Consider the following 21,093-nt stretch of genomic DNA (forward strand, 5'->3'; position numbering starts at 1 on the left):
AACTTTAACCTTTTTAGTTTTACAAAAATTATGAATGCAAAATATCCTTCTGAATCTTTAACCACACTTACTGATTTGGTTTTACCAAGCGAAACCAATCCGCTAAATAATTTATTTGGTGGCGAATTACTAGCACGTATGGACCGTGCCGCAAGTATCGCTGCACGCAGACATTCGCGCCGCATTGTAGTTACAGCATCAGTAAACCACGTGGCTTTTAACAGAGCAATCCCTCTTGGAAGTGTAGTTACGGTCGAAGCCAAAGTGTCGCGTTCGTTCAAAAGTTCAATGGAAATTTACATTGACATCTGGGTAGAAGACCGCGAATCTGGTAACAAAACTAAAGCTAACGAGGCCATTTACACTTTCGTAGCCGTAGATGATACAGGAAGACCTGTTGAAGTACCTCAAATTATACCTGAAACCGATCTAGAAAAACAACGATTTGAAGCTGCTTTGCGCAGAAAACAATTGAGTCTGGTATTGGCCGGAAAAATGAAACCCGAAGAAGCTACAGAGTTGCGAGCATTATTTGTATAAAAAAATAATATTGCAGAGGTAAATTGTTACCAACAGAAAAATTTTCAATTGAAAAAAAAAGTATTTTTACGAAAACAAATCTTAAAAATCAAAATCAACTACTGAATTGCAATTCACAACAATTCAAACGGTTACAGCGATAAAAAAAGCAATTAAATGAAAGAAAAGGCAAAAGAGAAGATGAGCACAGAAAAAGAATCAAAATTAAAAGCACTACAGCTTACGCTAGACAAACTAGACAAAACTTACGGTAAAGGAACCGTAATGAAAATGGGAGACAAAGCCATTGAAGAGGTAGAAGTAATTTCTTCAGGATCTTTGGGAGTAGATTTAGCTCTTGGAGTGGGAGGTTACCCAAAAGGACGTATCATCGAAATTTACGGACCAGAATCATCTGGTAAAACTACTTTAACTCTGCATGCTATTGCTGAAGCTCAAAAGGCAGGCGGAATTGCTGCATTTATTGATGCAGAGCACGCTTTTGATAGAAATTATGCTGAGAAATTAGGCGTAGATATCGAAAACTTAATCATATCGCAACCTGATAACGGAGAACAAGCCCTGGAAATTGCTGAAAACTTGATTCGTTCAGGCGCAATTGATATTGTTGTAATTGACTCGGTTGCGGCGCTTACACCAAAAAGTGAAATTGAAGGCGAAATGGGCGACTCTAAAATGGGTTTACATGCTCGTTTAATGTCACAAGCGTTGCGTAAATTGACAGGAACTATCAGTAAAACAAATTGTACTGTATTTTTCATTAACCAATTAAGAGAAAAAATTGGTGTAATGTTCGGAAATCCAGAAACAACAACCGGTGGTAACGCTTTAAAGTTTTACGCATCTGTACGTTTGGACATCCGTCGTTCTACTCAAATTAAAGATGGTGAAAATGTAATTGGAAACAGAACCAAAGTAAAAATTGTTAAAAACAAGGTTGCACCACCTTTCAAAGTAGCTGAATTTGATATCATGTACGGCGAAGGAGTATCAAAAACTGGTGAAATTTTAGATCTAGCAGTTGAATTTGAAATTGTAAAAAAATCAGGTTCATGGTTTAGCTACGGCGAAACAAAATTAGGACAAGGTCGTGATGCGGTTAAATCGTTAATCAAAGACAATCCAGAATTAGCTGATGAATTAGAGGAAAAAATAAAAGCTAAAATTAAAGAATTAGCTGAAGCATAAAACTTAAAACCCGATTTATTCGGGTTTTTTTTTAGCCCAAACGCAACCTTTCAAAAGTCTATACATCTACAAATTAGCCGCCAAGTAAAACAGTAAGCGGAAAATATTTATCTTTAAAACAAACATGATGAAAAAGCTAATTGCACTTACTTTACTATTAGTCAGTATGGCATCTTGTAGTACTGATAACGACTCCAATAATTACACTTACGAGGTATTACCAATAGCGAGTTATACCGTTCCTGCTGAATTTAAATTGGGCGAAACGTATACAATAACTTTAAAATACCAAAAACCAACATCGTGTCATTATTATCAGGGAATCTATTATGATAAAAACTTAAATGTGCGCACCATTGGTGTTCAAACCGTGGTAGATAACGATCAAGTTTGTAATGCAGCACTTCCGCCAGAATCTGAAACTTCTTTTCAATTTTTTGTAACCAATACGGGGTCTTACATTTTTAAATTCTATAAAGGCGAAGATGCTGCAGGAAATAATATCTTTGAGGAGGTAGAAATTCCTGTTACCAACTAATCATTCTACAGCAAAGTGAGCATTGATCAATTAATTTCTGATTGTAAAAAAAACTGCCCTAAAGCACAAGAGCAAGTATACCAACTGTTTTCTAAAAAGCTGTTTGGGGTATGCTTGCTCTATTCTAGTAGTTACGTTGATGCTCAAGACAATTTACAAGATGGATTTTTGATCATTTTCAATAAAATACATCAATTTAGCGGAAGTGGTTCGTTCGAAGGATGGGCCAAACGTATAATGATCAATACGGCTTTGCAAAAATTCAGAAACGTACGATTCATGGAGCGCGTAGATGAAACCATTGCAATAGCAGATGAAGTCGAAATTGAAGACGAAAACATTCCGCTAGATTACCTACTACAAATGATTCAAGAGTTACCAGACCAATACCGACTGGTTTTTAGCTTGTATGTATTGGATGATTACTCGCATAAAGAAATAGCCGAAATGCTAAAAATAAGTACCGGCACTACAAAATCAAACTTAGCCAGAGCAAGAACGATTTTGAAAGAAAAAATAGAGCTTTACTACAAAATAAACCCCTTGCCTACTGCCAAATGAGTGATAACAAAAATATAGATCGTTTATTCAAGGAACAATTCAAAGATTTTGAAGCGACTCCTGCTGCAGGCACTTGGGACCAAATTGCAGCACAATTACAACACAAAAAGAAACGCAGAGCAGTTCCGTTTTGGCTAAAATCATCAGGTATAGCAGCCGCTTTAGTATTGGGTTGTTTTTTTCTGTTTGACCAAAATTCAACCCTTGAATTACAGGAAAATAAAGTAGCTACAGGAAAAAAAACAAACCCAAAAGACGAGCCAATACTTAAAAGCAAAACCACTATTTCAACAAAACCAAATAGTGAGGTTGTGTCGGCTCCACCTAAAATTGTTTCTAATCCAACGATTACCACCAATCCATCTGTAAAAGTAAATCCTAAAAATAATTTTGTTACAACCAATACAAGCAGCTATAATATTAAAAATCAAATTTTTACAAAAAATAGTATAGTACAAAATGACATTCAGGAAACCGAAAAAAACACGGATAAGTTAAGTAACAATTTAAATAGTTATAAAAGAAACTTGGATAATGAAAGCAACATTGATCCAAGCAATTCATTTATCAACAAAAGCATTGTCAATCCTGCAGTAGCAACAACGGATTCAGACGTAAAGGAGGAACAAAAAACTAACCCCAACGCACTAGAAATTCTTTTGCAACAAAAAGACGGAGTCCAATCAGTGGTGACTAATGAAAAAAGTCAACAAAAATGGCAAATTAAACCTACTGTAGCTCCAATATTTTTAAATACTAACGCTGGAGGTTCAGCAATTGACCCTCAGTTTGCCAATAATCCAAAATCAGCCGAGCAAAATCTTAGTTACGGCGTAGGAGTTCAATATGCATTAAACAAGAAAGTAAAAATACGCAGCGGTTTAAACAAATTGGCATTAGATTATAATACCAAAAACATTGTTTATTCTACTGGTTTAATGAGTAAAAATCTGCCGAACATCACTTATACAACAAACCAAATTATCGTAATTAAGAGTGAAAACACGTTGGTAACTTTAATTTCATTGGAAACAGACTTACAAGAAACTACTGCTGGACAAATCAACCAACAAATGGGTTACATAGAGTTGCCTATGGAACTATCGTATGCACTGATTGATAAAAAATGGGGAATTAACCTTATCGGTGGTATTAGTACCTTGTTTTTAAGTCAAAATAAAATTTCAATCTTGAGTGAACAAGGCAGGATTCCGTTGGGTGAGGCTAATAATTTAAATTCGGTACATTTCAGCTCCAATGTGGGTGTTGGTTTTTCGTATCAAATAAAGCCATCCTTGCGCTTTAACTTGGAACCGATGATGAAGTACCAATTCAATACTTTTTCTCAAAATAACAGCAGTTTTAAGCCTGCATTTATAGGTTTATATTCGGGCGTGAGTTTTAGTTTTTAATTTTACTGGCTTCAAACTTTAATAATTGTTGGTAAATAAGATTCCACAATTGCTCCTTTAGCTGTTTTCTATCTGCCTCTACTTTGTTTTTGGTTTCCACATGATGGTGCAACTTCACACGCATTAAACCTGGGCTTCCACTCAAAAAAGTATAAGAGAAACGCTCTTTATTATCAGCAAAAGTCATTGGAACAATTGGTATTTGGTGTTCTACAGCCAAACGAAAAGCGCCGTCTTTAAAACTATCTAAAACAATCGATTCATCATCCGGAACGCCGCCCTCAGGGAAAATACAAATACTCAGTCCTTGTTTAATCCGTTTTTGAGCACGGTCAAATACTTCCATTCGGCTTTTGGTAGAGCCACGATCTACTAAAATACAAGTTCTTTTGTAAAAAAATCCAAACAATGGAATCTTGGATAATTCCTTTTTACCTACAAAAACGAAAGGATTTTTGGTTATGGCTAGCATCAACATAATATCGGTCATCGAGGTGTGGTTGGCCACAATCATGTAACTTTTTCCTATTTCCATTTCTTGATCACGCTCTACGGTGTAGCGAAAACCCATCCCAAAAAGAATACATTTGGCCCAAATCCTGGCCATTTTAAAGAAATAAGGGTAACTGCTTTCCCTCAAAATAGAGGCTACCAAAAAAGGAAACATCACCAAGATGGGAATGGCCATCAAAATATAAAACCAAACGCGCCACAATACCCAAAAAATAATTTTTAATGCTCTCATGTGTTCAAAAGTAAGAAATCGTGAGCAAATAAAAATAAAAGAATTTGTTTTGGAAAACTACTTATTAGAAAAACTTTACAATCGTTGCCAACATTGCGGAAATCTTTGCGAACTTTGCGGGAAAAGTTAAAATCATAATGGCAAAAATACTTACTGGAGTTCAAAGTACAGGAACTCCTCACCTTGGCAACCTACTCGGCGCAATTATACCTGCAATAGCATTATCAAATCAACCCGAAAATGAATCCTTTTTGTTCATTGCCGATTTACACTCGGTAACTCAAATTAAAAATGGAGAAACCTTACGCACCAATACCTACAGTACCGCTGCTGCTTGGTTAGCTTGTGGATTGAATATCAATAAAGTGGTTTTTTACAGACAATCAGATGTCCCACAGACAGCAGAGTTGTCTTGGTACTTAAGCTGTTTTTTTCCGTTCCAACGTTTGACATTGGCACACTCATTCAAAGACAAATCAGATCGTTTGGATGATGTTAATGCAGGATTGTTCTCCTACCCTATGCTTATGGCTGCTGACATCTTATTGTACGATGCTGAATTTGTACCTGTAGGAAAGGATCAATTGCAACACCTTGAAATCACCCGCGATGTAGCCTCAAGATTCAATCATCAAATGGGCGAAACATTTGTGCTTCCTGAAGCTAAAATTCAAGAAGATAGCATGTTAATTCCGGGTACCAATGGCGGAAAAATGAGTAAATCAGCAAATAACATTATCAATATTTTTCTAGACGATAAAGCGTTACGCAAACAAGTCATGAGTATTGAAACGGATAGCACACCACTCGAAGATCCTAAACATCCAGATACCTGTAATGCTTTTGCTATTTATGCTTTATTGGCAACTGAAGAACAATTAGCTGAAATGCGAGCCAATTATCTTGGTGGAAATTACGGTTATGGTCATGCCAAACAAGCTTTGTTTGAATTGATTTGCGAAAGATTTAAAACTGAACGTGAAAAGTATAACTACTACATGAACAACCTTCCTGAAGTAGATGCGCTTTTAAAAATTGGTGCTCAAAAAGCATCGGCTGTGGCCAATGGAGTACTAGCCAAAGTACGCGAAAAACTAGGATTCGAAATATAATTACCTTTTTAAAATAACCGCAGATTCGAAGATTAAAATAATATTTTAATCTTCAAATCTGCGGTTTTTCTAATTATATTGCTTCAAATAATTTGCCCGGTAATGGCCGTATTACGCCTTTTAGTTCCATATTCAGCAACATTCCCGATATTTTGTAAATAGGCAAATCGCATTGCAAGGCAATAATATCCAATAGTTCTTTACCACTTTTTAAGAGATAATCGTATACCTTTTGTTCATCGGGATCAAGCTCTACAAACAATTGTTTCTGCACGGGTTTTACTTCTTTTTGAATATCCCAATTTAAAATGTAAACCAAATCGGCAGCACTAGTAAGCACATTAGCTTTTTGTGTTTTAATCAAATTGTTGCAGCCTTGGCTGTACTTATCGGTAACACGGCCGGGAACTGCAAAAACATCTCTGTTGTAATCATTGGCCATATTGGCTGTAATGAGCGATCCGCCACGCTCAGCCGATTCAATTACAATTGTAGCTTCGCACATACCCGCAACAATACGGTTTCTGCGAACAAAATTCTCTTTATCAGGATTAGAAGAACTCCAAAACTCAGTCAGAAAACCACCATTTTGTTCCACTTTGGACACATACTTTTTATGCGTTTTAGGGTAAATCTGATTTAAACCATGAGCTACCACACCAATAGTTTGCAAGTTATAATCCATAGCAAGTTGATGAGCTACAATATCAACTCCATAAGCAAAACCACTCACAATCACCGGATCAAGTGGTGCTAAATCAGCTATCAATTGCCTGCAAAACTCAGTTCCATAAGCAGTGATTTGCCGCGTGCCCACAATGCTAATCATGCGTCGGTTATTTAAATTTATGTTTCCGGAACTGAACAAAAGTAGCGGGCCATCTACGCATTGCTTCAAACGCTCTGGATAGTTTGCATCCTGAAAAAAAGCAGTGGTGATGTTGTTCTCTTTTATAAAATCCAATTCTTTTTGTGCTTTCGCAAATACTACCGATTTATCTTTTAAATTTTTTAAAAGCATGGCTCCTACTCCATCAATTGCAGCAAGCTGCGTCGATTTACTAGTAAAAATAGCTTCGGCAGATCCTAAATGAGTCAATAATTTTTTGGCCATAATATCGCCAACTCCTTCTACACGCTGCAGTGCCAGCAAATAAAATAAATCCTGTTCGTTCATGCTAAAAGTTTGAGGCTGAAATGTATAAATTTTTGTCGGAATTGTTAATAAAAATTGTGAATAAAATTTTGATAACTATTTTCGTTGTATAACTTTGTAAGTATGAAAATCGAACTATACATCGCGCAGTTACTCTACCGTTATCAATGTGTTACCGTTCCTGGTTTCGGAGCTTTTTTGACCGAAATCCAGTCGGCTAGGCGAAATGAAGCTACGAATTCATTCTCTCCGCCTAGAAAAAGAATTGCTTTTAACACCAATTTAAAAAACAACGACGGTTTATTAGCCAACCACATTGCATTGGCCGAAAAAACCTCTTACGAATATGCCGTAAGTGCCATTCAATACGAAGTTTTTGCATGGAAAAAAGCTTTGGAAGAAAAACAAATTTTGGTGCTTAAAAATATCGGTGATTTACGTTTGAACGCTGAAAACAATTTAGTTTTTACGCCAAGCGAAACAACAAACTATTTAACTAGTTCTTTCGGACTAAGTACGTTTACAAGTTCTCCAGTAGTTCAAGAAGTGACTGAGGTTACGAATGAAACTATCGAAGTTCAAAACGAAACTCCAGTTTATACTCTAGAAACCGAAGCTGTTCGTTCTATTAATCCGTATTTGAAATATGCTGCAGTTGTAGCAATAGCACTAGGTTTAGCTGGTACTGTAGGCTACCCGATGTATCAAAATCAAATCAATTCAGAAAGACTTTTGGTGGAAACAGCGGTGCAAAAACAGGTGCAAAATAAAATACAAGAAGCTACTTTTTTTATCAAAAACCCAATTCCTGCCGTAACACTAACTGTAAAAGCTACTCCTGAAGCAAAAATGCCTTACCATATCATGGCGGGTGTATATCGTGAAGAGTTTAACGCTAACAAAACCTTGCGAGCTTTAACTCAATTGGGTTACAATGCGAAGCGTATCGCTCCAAACAAAAACGGTTATTTTCCTGTTCTTTACGGTAGCTATGCCACTTTTGCCGAAGCTGAAAAAGCAAAAAAAGAAATCAACGAAAAACACAATCCCGATGCTTGGATCTTAATTCAGTCCTTGTAAATAGCTTTTGAAAATAAAATACAATCCTCTCATAACGCAAGTTGTTTGAGGATTTTTTTATGAGCTTAATCCAGCTATTCGCTACAATCTTGAGCGCTAAAAAGCCGCGCACAAGGATTTTCACTGCTATCTGGGCTATGTAATTTATATTCCTAACACAAACTGTGTTTTTAATCAGTTTGCGGTTTAAATTGTATTTGTATGGCGCTTTTGTAGTAGTTTTTAAAAACGTATCTGAAAACGGCTATTTTGAAGCTAAAAACATAAATTGAATGAGTAATTGACACCTCTTTCGAAACCAAGTTAAAATTATTTAATTCCTGCCTAATTCAAACTTGCCTTATACATTCGCGCTTCATCCCATGAAAATTTGGTGCCGTGTTGCTCCATTAACACATTTAGGGATTCTTCTTTATAGCCTGCAAAAGCAGCGGCTAAGTCTTGAAGTTTATCTTCGGGCAATAATTCATGTATAGCAACTGCTTTAGCCTGAATCAATTTTACAAAATGTCCGCAAATAGTCTGTTTGGTTAAAACCCTTATCGCCGCAATATCTTCAATCGACTTTTTCTCTACCCACAGCTCGTAGGTTTCTTGCACGGTAGATTTTTTAGGAACAGTCGTTTTTCCTTTCTTGGATGTGTAACGCTCCAAATCTTTTTCATCATCGATCAAGGTCACATTCAATTCTTTGAACTGCTTTTGAATCGCCTCAGTTTTTCGACTGATGTATGATTTAATCTCACTTGAACTTAGGTTTTCTTTCGAGATCGTTTCGCCAGCCACTACAATTTCAATCAACAATTTGGCTTTCATTAATCGCAAAACCGTTTTGGTTTGCATTTCCTCTAAAATGGTCAATTCATCAAAAAAAGTTTTGGCTTTTTTGCTACGCTTAACCTCTTCAATTTTCCATAAAATCTCAAACACAAGATCATCCAACGATTTAAAAAAATAAGAATAAGCAGCCTGAACACGCGCCGCAATATGATTTAAATCGGCAGTTTCTTGACTGAAAAGTGAATGCAGTTGTTTGATAAATTTTTGCGATGGCGCGAGTAATTCATCCATTGCGCTTGCTTGTTTTTTTGCCCAAAGCGCGTGCTTTGATTTCTCGGAATTTTGAGCATCTTCATTATAACTAAAGCGGTGATTGCGCCATTCTTGTGCCACATCATTCCAGTCAAAAGATTGAACTAGGTACTGATGAATAAAATTTTTGGTTTCAAAATGTAGAGCGTTGGCCAAAAAATCCTCACTAGCCTTGTTATTCGCATAATCCATTACGTCTTGATCATTAGAAATGCCATTCATTCGCAACGCAGAAAGCAAAACAAGGCCATTTAACGAACGTAAACGCGATAATGCAACATATGCTTGCCCTGGCAAGAAAACTTGCGATACGTCAAGCGCAGCTTTGTCAAAAGTTAATCCTTGACTTTTATGCACCGTAATGGCCCACGCTAATTTGATGGGATAATGGACAAAAGTCCCTAAAACCTCCTCTTCAATCTCTTTAGTGGCGGGATCAACTTTATACCTAATGTTCTGCCACTCATACTTTTCAACCTCAATGGTTTTATTTTCCTCAGGAAAGTGTACCAGAATTTCTTGACTAGCAAGTGATTTAATGACACCCATTTTTCCGTTAAAATAATGCTTGTCAAAAGACAAGTCATTTTTCACAAACATAATTTGAGCGCCCACTTTAAGTTTTAAATCTTGCTCTACAGGATAAATTTTATCTGGAAAGTCACCTGTAATTTCAGGTTTATAGGTTATCAATTCTCCTTTCAAATCTGCCAATGCCTGCGCATTCATCGCATCAGCTTTATGATTGTGAGTAGTCAAGGTGATATATCCTTTGTTGGCTTTTAAATCAAAATCAGGTTTAACGAATTGGTTAAGTGTTTGTAGATCTTGCTGCGTGATTTGATTGTTGCGCAAGTTGTTTAAAACTGAAATAAAAGCATCATCAGTTTGACGAAAGATTTTTGATAACTCAATATATAAAGGCGGATGTTGCTGAATAACATGCGAATGAAAGAAAAACTTTCCACGGTAATAATTTTTTAAAGTACTCCACTCCTCGTCACGAATCACCGGCGGCAACTGCAGTAAATCTCCAATATACAAAACTTGCACGCCACCAAAAGGGAGATTTTTCTTTCGAACAGTTTGCATCATAAAATCCATAGCATCCAGTAAATCAGCACGAAGCATACTTACTTCATCGATAACTAAAAGCTCCATATTTCGAATAACAGCCTTTTTTAAACCACTCATTTTAAAGTGTCTACGTAAGGTTGCTTTAGTTTCAAACTTGGTACTTTCAGAAAACTGAGGAGCAGAATTATCAGGAATAAAACCACCAAAAGGCAACTGAAACATCGAGTGAATAGTCACTCCCCCGGCGTTAAGCGCAGCAATGCCCGTTGGAGCTACTACTACAGTATTTTTGTGAGTTGTTTGAATAATTTCACGCAATAGAGTGGTCTTACCAGTTCCTGCTTTTCCAGTCAAGAAAACAGATCGTTGCGTTTGATTGATAAATCGTAAGGTGTAAGAAGCAGCTTCGGATATAGTTTGCATGGCGTATAAAATAAAATACTAAAGTATTGAAAATGTGACTAAAACAAAAGAGGGTGTAATAATTTTTAATCTTAATTACTCACTAACATAATAAAATAGCTCCGTTTGATAAAATGGTTAAATAGAAATGAAAAAATACTATTAAATGAATAAATAATAGATCACAATTTGAATTAGAAACGCATAAAAAAAGCCTTCAATCTATTACTAGACGAAGGCATATTTTTGAATTAATAACCCCTACTACTTACTTTTTTGGCGCTACTTTTTCTTCTGTTTTAGCAGCACCTTTGTACTTGTCGTTCAAGGCTTTAATTATATCTTTAGTGATATCAAACTTATCTTCAGCATATAATATTGATGCAGCATCTCCAGTACCGTAGATGTAAGCGTATCCTTTTTCTTTTCCGTAAGATTTAATAAATTTTTTAACTCCACTAATTAACGAATCTCTTTCTTTACTAATTCCCATTTGTAACTCTTGAGTCAACGCCTGTTCTGCATATCCTAATTGTTGTTCTCTTTTTTGCAATTCTGCACCTTTTTTCTGAGCCCACTCTTGTCCGTTAGCTTGCGCTTGTGACTGAAAATTAGCTGCTTCTTGTTTGAAACGATTGATTTCAGCTTCCAATTGACGGCCTTTTTCTTCCGCTTTAGACTTATATTTAGCCTCTAGATCTTTTGCTTCAGTGTATTCTTTCATCAATTCAGCTGTATCAACATAAGCAGTTTTTACTTCTTTTGCAGCTTCGGCTGGTTTGTTGCAACTTACTAACGCAACAGATAAAGCAACGAGTACTAATGCTTTTTTACTTTTTTGAGAAAGAGTAGTTTTTTTAAAATTTTGAATCATTGCTTTCATTTTGTGAATTTCTGGTTTTTTAGTAATAAGGACAAAAATATAAAAAATTAGATAGGATTGGCAAAAACTGCAAAAAATCAACTGATTTTTATTCCATAAACAAAGCTTATGTTTTCAATAAAAAACATCATTTACATCTATCTAAAACGTGTTTCATATATTAATTTTAAAGAAAGATCTAAAAAAAGACATACAAATTCATAGTTAACACCTAAAAAAGCCTGTAATTGGCCTTAAAATGATTTTTACTTATTTTTTAGCACATAAATGTGTGAGGAATACTCTTTAGTACTTGCTGCCTTCAAATTACTTTTTAATCCGATAAAAAAAGCTTTGATAAAATTCATTTTACCATTTTTATATTTTTCTGATAATAGACTAACATAAAAAGAATCAAATTTCATTGGAAGTACTTTTTTCAATTTCATATTTTCCTTTGCAAATAAAAGTTCGATCGCCTTTTTAGAAAAATGCCAAAAGTGAATGGGTACATCATAAGCTGCCCAAAATTTTCCGTAATGCTTTGCATCAAAAGATTTGAAATTAGGAACAGCCACGATTAAAGTTCCGCTAGGTTTTAATAACCGCTTAAGTTCTTTAATTTGAAAATCAAGATCTGGAACATGCTCTAATACGTGCCACATTGTAATAACATCAAAAGAATAGTTAGCCAAATCAGTTGTATTCTCAACAAATGAAATTCCCTTTGAAATTGCAATGGATTTAGCTTTTGGGCTAGGTTCAATTCCAGTAGTAGTCCAACCATTTTGTTTTGCTACAGCAAGAAAATCTCCCGTACCCGCACCAATATCTAAAATAGCTCCTTTTGACGATTGTTCAAGATTTATCAAATTCAACTTATTTTTGAGCGCAATACTTTTTACTACATGATATGCTTTTTCAAAAAGAGAACGTTTGCTGTCGGTGTGTGAAATATAATCGTCACTTTCGTAATATTTACCCAATTGATCCAAACTAGGTTGTGGCTGTGTAACCAACATGTCTAAATTTGAATCATAGTATAAATTAAAAATTTCCTGAGAAACAGAATGATCTTGAACAGTTAAAAAAGGCTGTTGATTTGAAATATCCATTAATTTAATATGCTTTTGTTTTTATTAGTAAACGAAACCCTGAAAACCACAAATAGCGTTTTTCAGGGTTAAAAAATTATTTTATTCTGTCATTTCTGAGTAATGACGGGACTTCCGACCGTAGTTTCACGTGGAACAAGATTCACTATCTCCCCATGTAAATAAGTAATACTGAAATATCACTTGGTGAAACACCACTAATTCTTGAAGCTTGTGAAATAGTAACCGGTCGAATTTTACTCAATTTCTGCTTTGCTTCAATAGACATTGACTTTATTTTTTCATAATCAAAGTTTTCAGGAATCTTCACATCTTCTAAACGAGTTAATTTATCAGCATTATTTCGCTCCTTTTCTATATAACCAGAATATTTGACTTGAATTTCGGCTTGTTCCAAAATTTCTTGATCCAATTCATTTTCTTGAACATATTCTTGAACTTTGCTAAATTTCATGATATCTTCCAAATCAATTTGCGGACGAGAAAAAACTTTAAACATTTTATCCCCTTGCGAAATCAAAGCAGTATTTTTTGATTCTAATATTGGATTAGCTTCTGAAACTGAAACACTAGTTTCTTTGAAAAAAGCAACCATCTTTTCAGACTCAGTTAATTTATGTTCCATTCTTCTCAAACGAGCTTCCGATGCCAAACCTATCTCATACGACATCGGAGTCAATCTAAAATCAGCATTGTCCTGACGCAACAAAGTTCTATACTCTGCACGCGAAGTAAACATCCTATATGGCTCTTCTGTTCCTTTGGTAATTAAGTCATCAATCAGAACTCCAATATAAGCTTCATCACGCTTTAATATCAATGGCGCTTTTTCATGAACTTTCAAATGCGCATTGATACCAGCCATTAAACCTTGCGAAGCTGCTTCTTCATATCCTGTTGTCCCGTTGATTTGTCCAGCAAAATATAAACCTTCAACCAACTTAGTTTCGAGCGTATGCTTTAATTGGGTAGGAGGAAAATAATCATACTCTATCGCGTATCCAGGTCTAAAAAATTTTACCTTTTCAAAACCTGCAACAGAACTCAACGCTTTGAATTGAATATCTTCAGGAAGAGAAGTTGAAAAACCATTTACATAAACTTCACAAGTATTCCAGCCCTCTGGCTCAACAAAAAGTTGATGCCTTTCTTTATCAGCAAAACGATTAATTTTATCTTCAATAGATGGACAATAACGCGGACCCAAACTTTTGATACGACCATTAAACATTGGTGAACGATCAAAACCTTCACGTAAAATATCATGAACTTGCAAAGAAGTGTAGGTCATATAACAAGATCTTTGATGAACTAACGGTTTGGTCACATCCGAATAAGAAAATTTATCCGGGCGCGCATCACCTTTTTCTTCATTCATTTTTGAAAAATCAAGAGAGCGTCCATCAACACGAGGAGGTGTTCCGGTTTTCATTCTTCCCGCTTCAAAACCTACAGCAACCAAATCTTCAGTAATTCCGTGCGCTGCACTTTCGCCGGCTCTACCTCCACCAAATTGTTTTTCTCCGATATGAATCAATCCATTCAAAAAAGTACCATTTGTTAGTACAACAGATTTGGAGCGAATCTCAACACCAAGGGAAGTCTTAATTCCTCTTACTTTTCCATTTTCAATAATCAGCCCTCTAACCATCTCTTGATAAAAATCAAGATTAGGAGTTCCTTCGAGCATCATTCTCCATTCTTCTGCAAAACGCATACGATCACTTTGAACTCTTGGCGACCACATTGCAGGACCTTTGGATTTGTTCAACATTTTGAATTGAATTGCAGTACGATCAGACACAATGCCAGAGTACCCACCTAATGCGTCAATCTCCCGCACAATTTGCCCTTTGGCAATTCCACCCATAGCAGGGTTACAAGACATTTGTGCAATGTTCTGCAAACTCATTGTAACCAGCAGAGTTTTTGAACCTAAATTTGCTGCCGCTGCCGCGGCCTCGCTACCAGCGTGCCCCGCACCAACAACAATTACATCATATTCGTTTTGAAACATTATATCATTCTTTACGCCTACAGAGGCATGATTGACTTATTAAGTACTTGTTCCACGTGAAACAAATTAAACAAAGAAAAGGAAAAACATGTTCCACGTGAAACATAATATTACTATAATTGGTTTATTGTTCCACGTGAAACAATAATATTTTTTCATCTTCCTTAGCGCGCATCAGTATCTCATCATTATCAGATTTATCTTTGTATCCACAATAATGTAATATACCATGAACCAATACTCTTTTTAACTCTTCATCAAAAGAAACATTAAAATCTAATGCGTTTTCTTTGACACGTTCAATGGACACAAAAACATCACCATTTATTTCACTACCTACACAATAATCAAAACTAATGATATCAGTGAGTGTGTCATGTTGAAGATACTCCATATTAATTTTATGCAAATAATCATCATCGCAAAAAATATAATTAATCTCCCCTTCTTTTTTATTTTCTGACTCAATAACGCGACTTAACCACTGTTCAACAGCGCCCTCATTGTCTAATTCAAAATCAGTTTCGTAATTAAAATTGATCATTTTTTATTAAAATATTCTTGAACTTTTTGATTAAAATTCGAGCGCAAAGGTAGCGATTGTCTATTTAATATTTCAATACTATTTAAATAATCACTAAGAGCACTTGGAAGTGCATTAACCCGATTATTGAATTCTTTTCTAGACCCCTCAGCTTGTCTACTATTATCCTGACCTTGCTGCTGGAGAGCGGTTTTAAGTTTAAGTAATTCTTGTTTAATATTTAAAATCCTTTGTAAAGTTTCATTCTTAAAACCTTTGTTCAGAATTTGTTTTTCCAGCTGCTTCATTTGCTCAACAGCATTTTGTCCTAAACCACCAGCTCCATGCTTATTCAATTCATTTTGCAGCGATTCACGAAGTAGTTTCTGCTCTTGATAAATTTGTAAAATCAACTCTGCATCACCTTCGCCCTCTTCTCCCCCACTTCCCTTCATTCCAGCTTTACCATCACTACCAGGTTTACCACTACCAGATTTATTACCTTCCTTGGATCCCTGTTTCATTTTTTCTCCTAAACCATCCTGTTTTTGAATAATATCTGGCAATTGCATACCACTACCATGACCAGGTTGCGGCTTTCCGTTACCCATTCCAGATAACTGCATTTGCATATTACTCAAAATTTCACTCAAAAAATCAGCGAGTTTGTTCGAGGCTGCTACCGCATATTGCTGATGAGATATACCTTTAGGTAATTGGGTTTCCGTAAAACTACTAATTGCATTATCAACATTGTAACTTACATTCCCGATCTCCTTTGTTATGTTTCCCTCGATCTTAGGATTTCGCAAAGACAAAGCAAATAAACTGTCGTCAACATGCTTAAATTGCTGCTTTAAATCTTGCTGAATCTTAATGTTTTTATTAAAAGAGGGAGCACCAGTTTTGTACCCCTTGAATTGCTCCATTAAATCTTCTTGCGATACGGAATAAGCCAATAGATTATCCAATACTTGTCTAAGCATTGCGACATCTTCTTGCATTTGATTTTTCTCACTTTGCTCTAATTGAACTTGCATCTTTTGAGCCATTTCCTTCATTTTCTTACTCGCACTCTTTTGGTTCGATTTGGCTTTCTCTTGTTTATTTTTGGTTAAATCATCATTAGCTTTATCCAAATCATCATCAATACTTTTTTCTTTAGCAGCATCATTAGGGATGTCTAATGGTGATTTTAATTGTTTATTTTCTTGACGTAATTCTTTCAACTCGTTTTGAATTTTATCAAAGTTACGATTAATGTCTTCTTGCTTTTTAGTAGTATTATTTTCTTTAGACTCTGAATTCTTATCCAAAGATTCAGATAACTTTTCAAGTTTATCAGCTACTTGTTCAGCCTTTTTCTCGACATAATAACGCTTGGTCAACTCCACTAATTGTTCTAAATTCTTAATTTGATTTTTGCTATTTTGTTTGAATTTATCTAATTTCGAAAGCAATTCTTCACTCTGAATTTTATCATTTAATTTCTGCAGTTCATCTAATAATTTCTTATTCTTTTCACTTTCTTCTTCAGCTTTATCAAGCCTTTTTTGCAATTCTTCTTTTTTCAAATCTTTTTTATCAGATTTGAATTGAGACAAATTGTCATTAAGTTTCTTAGTAAAATCCTTAACTATCTCGTCTTGTTTGGATTGCTGTTTAATAAAATCATCAACTTTTTGTTGATCTTTAAAATCGAAATTATCTTTCTCTTTGCCCGATTTTTGTAATTTATCAATAGCGTCAATCTGTTTGTCCTGTGCCTTAAGTGATTTTTGCAAACCTTGAATATTGTCGTTTTGTTCCTGTAGCACTGCCTGCTCTTTTTCAGTATCTGTTACTACACGACTAGAAAACACTGCCGATCTACTACTCTTAAAATTATGAATAACATCATTATCAAAAACTTCAAAATAATAATCATAAACAACACCCTTCTGAACAGGTAGCTTAGCAGGAAAAGCAAACACAAATTGATCAATACTACCTTTCTTAAATGTTATTGTTCCACGTTTAACATTAGAAATATTATCTCTATCATAATACACTACTTGCAATTTAGATATGCCATAATCATCAGCAATTTGACCCACAATGTACTTAGTATCTACCTTCAAACTATCAGGAACTACAGCAGCATTAATAGAAGGAAACTGATCCTTAACAACATTTAATCGATAATTTAATTTTTCGAAGTTCTGAACGGAACTATTGGAAGTAACTATTTGATATTCTGTATCTTGATTAATACTTTTAGTAAAACTAAATGAATTATCGATTTTATTAAACTTAAAAACCTGATTTCCATCATTAAAAACTACACTTTGCGTAGCTTGAGTAAGCATTACCCACCTGACACGCGTCCCTTCGGGCACAATAGCGTTACCAGTTCCTTTAACTGATTCTGAATTTCTATTAATGTATGCAGGAAAATCTAACCTCATTTCAAAATTTGCGATAGCAGGAACAGCTACAACAGAAACATGATAATCTTGTGATTCTATTCCATTCGCTTCTAAACTAAAATCAATATCGGATGCAGGTTTACTAAACTTATATTGGAATTTAGACCCTCCAACAACTTCCATGAAATAACTTTCATCTCCTATTTTTACAACAACATTTTCAGGTACAACCTTACCGACCGTTTCCACGTTTAGAATAAAATCCTTCCCTTCTTGAATAATAAAATCTTTATTTTTAATATTAAAAGTAAAAGGCGCTGGCGGAGAGAATGAAGTATTAAATCGAACTACACGATTTAAACCTTGTGAAATAACCGCACTATTACCTGAGAAATAAATGAAACAAATACATATTACAGGAACAATTGCGACAGGATAATACTTTCTATTAGAACTAAAATTTATAGCTTTTACAAAAGGAATTGGCGCCAAATCATTTGCTTTTTGCTCGATAGAAGCCAACCACAATTCCGAATTATTACCAACTACATTATTCTCTGATAACTGTAAAAAATTAATCAACTTGTCACTGACTTCAGGAAAATGATTACCAATAATTGAAGAAGCTTGCTGATAATTAATCCCTTTTTTAAGTTTAAAAAGTTTAAACATTGGAAAAGCGATAAATCGAATTAACAAAAACAATTCGGTACCAACAAAAGCAATAAACAATAAAGTTCTACCTGCAGGTGGCAACCATAAAAGATACTCGATAAAAACAGTAACCAAAAAATACAACAATCCTAAACCTATAAAAAATATACTACCTCGAATCAATTCATTGGTATAATATTTTTTAATAAAAGATTCTAATTTACTGTAAATAAGCTTTTGAATTTCCACTTGAATTAGATTTAAAATATAACCAATAAAAATAGTAATTATAACGCTAGAGTGTACAAAAAAATTCAAGAATCAATGGCACGCAATAAAACGACACATACAACTAACAATCAAAAAACTATCACTAAAAATTTTGAAAGTGTATCTTTGTAAAAAATTATAAAAATGTCTCAACAAGTACGCGTGCGATTTGCACCAAGTCCAACAGGACCTTTACATATAGGCGGTGTACGTACCGCATTATTTAATTATTTGTTTGCTAAAAAAAACAATGGAACCTTCTTTTTACGAATAGAAGACACAGACCAAAACCGATTTGTTCCTGGTGCCGAAGCATATATTATGGAAGCATTAGAATGGTTAGGAATTGCTCCTGATGAAACAATAGGTAAGAACGAAAAGTTTGGACCTTACCGTCAAAGCGAAAGAAAAGATCTGTACCAAAAATATGCAGATGATTTGATCAATTCAGGCAATGCATATTATGCATTTGATACTCCAGATGCCTTGGATGCGGCTAGAAAATTAGAGGAAGAACAAGGAAAAACGTTTATATACAACCACACTAACAGAGAAAAATTAGATACATCTCTAGTAATTTCTACTGAAGAAACGGCTAAAAGAATTGCAGCTGGCGAACATTATGTAATTCGATTTAAAACACCTGTAAATGAGACTTTGCATTTGCATGATATTATTCGAGGTGATGTAAAATTTGATACGAACCTTTTAGACGATAAAGTTTTATTCAAAAGCGATGGCATGCCAACGTACCATCTAGCAAATATTGTGGATGATCATTTAATGGAAACATCACATGTAATTCGTGGAGAAGAATGGTTGCCTTCAATGCCTTTACACGTTTTATTGTATAGAGCATTTGACTGGGAAGCACCAAAATTTGCACATTTACCGCTAATCATGAAACCTGTTGGAAACGGAAAATTATCAAAACGAGATGGTGATAAAATGGGATTTCCAGTATTTCCTTTAGATTGGAAAACAGATGAAGGAACATCTTCTGGTTACAGAGAAAAAGGATTCTTTCCTGAGGCCGTTGTAAATTTTCTAGCTTTACTTGGATGGAATGACGGAACAGAACAAGAATTATTTAGTTTGGAAGAATTGGTAAACAACTTCGACCTAAATAGAGTAAATAAGTCAGGAGCTAAATTTGATCCTGAAAAAAATAAATGGTTCAATCATCAGTATTTAATCAAACAAGAGGATGCTAAATTAGCAAAGGCCTTCTCTCCTATTTTAGTTGAAAAAGGTTTTAATGTTGAAGAATCAAAGCTTACTAAAATTGTTTCTTTAATTAAAGAGCGTGCCCATTTTGTATCAGAATTTTGGGAAATGAGTGATTTCTTTTTTGTGGCTCCAGCAAGTTATGATGAAAAAGCAAGCAAAAACTGGAAAGCTGAAACTCCTGCATTGATGCAAGAATTAATTTCTGTGGTCGAAGAAATTACTGATTTCACATCTGCAAATATCGAAACCATCGTAAAAGATTGGATGACAAAAAACGAAATTGGAATGGGAAAAATTATGCAACCATTTAGAATAAGTTTGGTTGGAGCTCTTAAGGGTCCTCACCTATTTGATATTGTGGAAGTAATTGGAAAAGAAGAAACTATTTCCAGAATCAACAAAGCTATTTCACGTTTATAAAATCAAAAAGCTTCTACCCTACAAAGGATAGAAGCTTTTTTAATTTTTAACAAACTTGTACTATAAATAAATAATAAAATTACCATTAAGTATACTAGCATTCCCTTTAATTTGCGAGGATGGACTGCTATTATTTACATTGCTAAAAGTATTAAGCAAACCATATTGATAGGAAATGTTAGCTCTAAAATGGCGTAGTCCAAAAGTAACACCTACAACAGGATATACATTAATGTTTGAAACACTTTTTAAATCCTTGGCTAACAAAGTAGTTCCTTTTATGATATCGTTATCATCACTAGCATTCAAACCTAACTTTCCATTCACTTGAACAGCGGGACCAAATTCGAAACTCAAATGATTTTCAACTATTTTACAACTCGCTAGTAGAGACAGCTGTGCATTCGCTAATTTATACGAAATGGGTTCTAAATTACTATTTGTAACAGAAAAATTTTGTTCACTAAACTGCATCGCATAAACCAAATCCCAATTATTGTAAAAATTACCTCTCATAGAAAGGCCGGCATTCCACCCTAACTCCGGAATGGTTTCAAAATCAGGTGTCAATAAATTAAAATAATTTGTTCCTACAGAAATACCTATACGATTAGCATCTTTATACCTGTATTGAGCAAAAGAAATACTGGTACAAAAAACCAGGATTCCAAAAAACCTTATTTTTTTCATA

Annotated in this window: 17 protein-coding genes; 8 read left to right on the forward strand and 9 right to left on the reverse strand. The window is 34.8% G+C overall.

Features of this window, described 5'->3' with window-relative positions; all coding sequences use genetic code 11:
• Nucleotides 1-30: 30 nt before the first annotated feature.
• The 5 genes from G9Q29_RS00730 to G9Q29_RS00750 all read left to right on the forward strand — a co-directional run bounded on the left by G9Q29_RS00730 (nucleotide 31) and on the right by G9Q29_RS00750 (nucleotide 4,239).
• Nucleotides 31-540, forward strand: a complete 510-nt coding sequence (locus G9Q29_RS00730) for an acyl-CoA thioesterase (protein ID WP_166132601.1) — start codon at nucleotides 31-33, stop codon at nucleotides 538-540.
• A 180-nt stretch (nucleotides 541-720) separates the two neighbouring features.
• Nucleotides 721-1,728 (forward strand): recombinase RecA, encoded by a 1,008-nt coding sequence (gene recA, locus G9Q29_RS00735; protein WP_166133504.1) that lies wholly within the window; start codon nucleotides 721-723, stop codon nucleotides 1,726-1,728.
• Nucleotides 1,729-1,855: 127 nt separating this feature from the next.
• Entirely contained in the window at nucleotides 1,856-2,266 is a 411-nt protein-coding gene (locus tag G9Q29_RS00740; protein ID WP_166132602.1) for a hypothetical protein, read from the forward strand.
• A gap of 15 nt (nucleotides 2,267-2,281) precedes the next feature.
• Nucleotides 2,282-2,827: an RNA polymerase sigma factor gene (locus tag G9Q29_RS00745; RefSeq protein ID WP_166132603.1), complete on the forward strand. Its 546-nt coding sequence runs from the start codon at nucleotides 2,282-2,284 to the stop codon at nucleotides 2,825-2,827.
• The gene (locus G9Q29_RS00750) at nucleotides 2,824-4,239 is read left to right on the forward strand and encodes a hypothetical protein (protein WP_166132604.1); all 1,416 of its coding nucleotides are present in this window, start codon (nucleotides 2,824-2,826) and stop codon (nucleotides 4,237-4,239) included. The genes G9Q29_RS00745 and G9Q29_RS00750 overlap by 4 nt, the downstream gene beginning before the upstream one ends.
• Here the strand turns inward: G9Q29_RS00750 and G9Q29_RS00755 are convergent.
• Entirely contained in the window at nucleotides 4,229-4,984 is a 756-nt protein-coding gene (locus G9Q29_RS00755) for a lysophospholipid acyltransferase family protein (RefSeq protein WP_166132605.1), read from the reverse strand. The genes G9Q29_RS00750 and G9Q29_RS00755 overlap by 11 nt on opposite strands.
• Before the next feature lie 137 nt (nucleotides 4,985-5,121).
• Here G9Q29_RS00755 and trpS point away from each other — a divergent pair, with 137 nt between their 5' ends.
• The gene (gene trpS, locus G9Q29_RS00760) at nucleotides 5,122-6,096 is read left to right on the forward strand and encodes a tryptophan--tRNA ligase (RefSeq protein ID WP_166132606.1); all 975 of its coding nucleotides are present in this window, start codon (nucleotides 5,122-5,124) and stop codon (nucleotides 6,094-6,096) included.
• A gap of 73 nt (nucleotides 6,097-6,169) precedes the next feature.
• On the opposite strand, the gene dprA is transcribed toward trpS, so the two are convergent.
• Nucleotides 6,170-7,273 (reverse strand): DNA-processing protein DprA, encoded by a 1,104-nt coding sequence (gene dprA / locus G9Q29_RS00765; protein WP_166132607.1) that lies wholly within the window; start codon nucleotides 7,271-7,273, stop codon nucleotides 6,170-6,172.
• 102 nt (nucleotides 7,274-7,375) lie between these two features.
• Between dprA and G9Q29_RS00770 the strand changes: the two genes are divergently transcribed.
• Nucleotides 7,376-8,332 (forward strand): HU domain-containing protein, encoded by a 957-nt coding sequence (locus tag G9Q29_RS00770; RefSeq protein WP_166132608.1) that lies wholly within the window; start codon nucleotides 7,376-7,378, stop codon nucleotides 8,330-8,332.
• Between the two features lie 324 nt (nucleotides 8,333-8,656).
• Here the strand turns inward: G9Q29_RS00770 and G9Q29_RS00775 are convergent, their stop codons facing one another.
• From G9Q29_RS00775 to G9Q29_RS00800, 6 genes are all read right to left on the reverse strand, one after another.
• On the reverse strand, nucleotides 8,657-10,924 hold the full coding sequence (locus G9Q29_RS00775; RefSeq protein WP_166132609.1) for a helix-turn-helix domain-containing protein: 2,268 nt from the start codon (nucleotides 10,922-10,924) through the stop codon (nucleotides 8,657-8,659).
• A gap of 247 nt (nucleotides 10,925-11,171) precedes the next feature.
• Nucleotides 11,172-11,777 carry an OmpH family outer membrane protein gene (locus G9Q29_RS00780; protein ID WP_166133506.1) on the reverse strand — a complete coding sequence of 202 codons (606 nt, stop codon included), beginning with the start codon at nucleotides 11,775-11,777 and terminating at the stop codon, nucleotides 11,172-11,174.
• 254 nt (nucleotides 11,778-12,031) lie between these two features.
• Nucleotides 12,032-12,880 carry a class I SAM-dependent methyltransferase gene (locus G9Q29_RS00785; RefSeq protein WP_166132610.1) on the reverse strand — a complete coding sequence of 283 codons (849 nt, stop codon included), beginning with the start codon at nucleotides 12,878-12,880 and terminating at the stop codon, nucleotides 12,032-12,034.
• A 145-nt stretch (nucleotides 12,881-13,025) separates the two neighbouring features.
• Nucleotides 13,026-14,897 carry a tRNA uridine-5-carboxymethylaminomethyl(34) synthesis enzyme MnmG gene (gene mnmG, locus G9Q29_RS00790; RefSeq protein ID WP_166132611.1) on the reverse strand — a complete coding sequence of 624 codons (1,872 nt, stop codon included), beginning with the start codon at nucleotides 14,895-14,897 and terminating at the stop codon, nucleotides 13,026-13,028.
• Nucleotides 14,898-15,021: 124 nt separating this feature from the next.
• Nucleotides 15,022-15,441, reverse strand: a complete 420-nt coding sequence (ybeY, locus tag G9Q29_RS00795; RefSeq protein WP_166132612.1) for an rRNA maturation RNase YbeY — start codon at nucleotides 15,439-15,441, stop codon at nucleotides 15,022-15,024.
• On the reverse strand, nucleotides 15,438-18,731 hold the full coding sequence (locus tag G9Q29_RS00800) for a hypothetical protein (protein WP_166132613.1): 3,294 nt from the start codon (nucleotides 18,729-18,731) through the stop codon (nucleotides 15,438-15,440). The genes ybeY and G9Q29_RS00800 overlap by 4 nt, the downstream gene beginning before the upstream one ends.
• A 165-nt stretch (nucleotides 18,732-18,896) precedes the next feature.
• Here G9Q29_RS00800 and gltX point away from each other — a divergent pair, with 165 nt between their 5' ends.
• On the forward strand, nucleotides 18,897-20,402 hold the full coding sequence (gene gltX, locus G9Q29_RS00805; RefSeq protein WP_166132614.1) for a glutamate--tRNA ligase: 1,506 nt from the start codon (nucleotides 18,897-18,899) through the stop codon (nucleotides 20,400-20,402).
• Between the two features lie 60 nt (nucleotides 20,403-20,462).
• On the opposite strand, the gene G9Q29_RS00810 is transcribed toward gltX, so the two are convergent.
• On the reverse strand, nucleotides 20,463-21,092 hold the full coding sequence (locus tag G9Q29_RS00810) for an outer membrane beta-barrel protein (RefSeq protein ID WP_166132615.1): 630 nt from the start codon (nucleotides 21,090-21,092) through the stop codon (nucleotides 20,463-20,465).
• Nucleotide 21,093 lies beyond the last annotated feature (1 nt).

It is taken from the genome of Flavobacterium turcicum (assembly GCF_011365745.1).
Taxonomy (GTDB): Bacteria; Bacteroidota; Bacteroidia; order Flavobacteriales; family Flavobacteriaceae; genus Flavobacterium; species Flavobacterium turcicum.

Bases quoted from the DNA above. Each gene is read 5' to 3' on its own strand.
- G9Q29_RS00770 (WP_166132608.1), top strand. From the start codon at position 7,376: ATGAAAATCGAACTATACATCGCGCAGTTACTCTACCGTTATCAATGT.
- dprA (WP_166132607.1), bottom strand. From the start codon at position 7,273: ATGAACGAACAGGATTTATTTTATTTGCTGGCACTGCAGCGTGTAGAA.
- recA (WP_166133504.1), top strand. From the start codon at position 721: ATGAGCACAGAAAAAGAATCAAAATTAAAAGCACTACAGCTTACGCTA.
- G9Q29_RS00730 (WP_166132601.1), top strand. From the start codon at position 31: ATGAATGCAAAATATCCTTCTGAATCTTTAACCACACTTACTGATTTG.
- G9Q29_RS00775 (WP_166132609.1), bottom strand. From the start codon at position 10,924: ATGCAAACTATATCCGAAGCTGCTTCTTACACCTTACGATTTATCAAT.
- G9Q29_RS00750 (WP_166132604.1), top strand. From the start codon at position 2,824: ATGAGTGATAACAAAAATATAGATCGTTTATTCAAGGAACAATTCAAA.
- G9Q29_RS00780 (WP_166133506.1), bottom strand. From the start codon at position 11,777: ATGATTCAAAATTTTAAAAAAACTACTCTTTCTCAAAAAAGTAAAAAA.
- G9Q29_RS00755 (WP_166132605.1), bottom strand. From the start codon at position 4,984: ATGAGAGCATTAAAAATTATTTTTTGGGTATTGTGGCGCGTTTGGTTT.
- G9Q29_RS00810 (WP_166132615.1), bottom strand. From the start codon at position 21,092: ATGAAAAAAATAAGGTTTTTTGGAATCCTGGTTTTTTGTACCAGTATT.
- G9Q29_RS00740 (WP_166132602.1), top strand. From the start codon at position 1,856: ATGAAAAAGCTAATTGCACTTACTTTACTATTAGTCAGTATGGCATCT.
- gltX (WP_166132614.1), top strand. From the start codon at position 18,897: ATGTCTCAACAAGTACGCGTGCGATTTGCACCAAGTCCAACAGGACCT.
- mnmG (WP_166132611.1), bottom strand. From the start codon at position 14,897: ATGTTTCAAAACGAATATGATGTAATTGTTGTTGGTGCGGGGCACGCT.
- G9Q29_RS00785 (WP_166132610.1), bottom strand. From the start codon at position 12,880: ATGGATATTTCAAATCAACAGCCTTTTTTAACTGTTCAAGATCATTCT.
- trpS (WP_166132606.1), top strand. From the start codon at position 5,122: ATGGCAAAAATACTTACTGGAGTTCAAAGTACAGGAACTCCTCACCTT.
- ybeY (WP_166132612.1), bottom strand. From the start codon at position 15,441: ATGATCAATTTTAATTACGAAACTGATTTTGAATTAGACAATGAGGGC.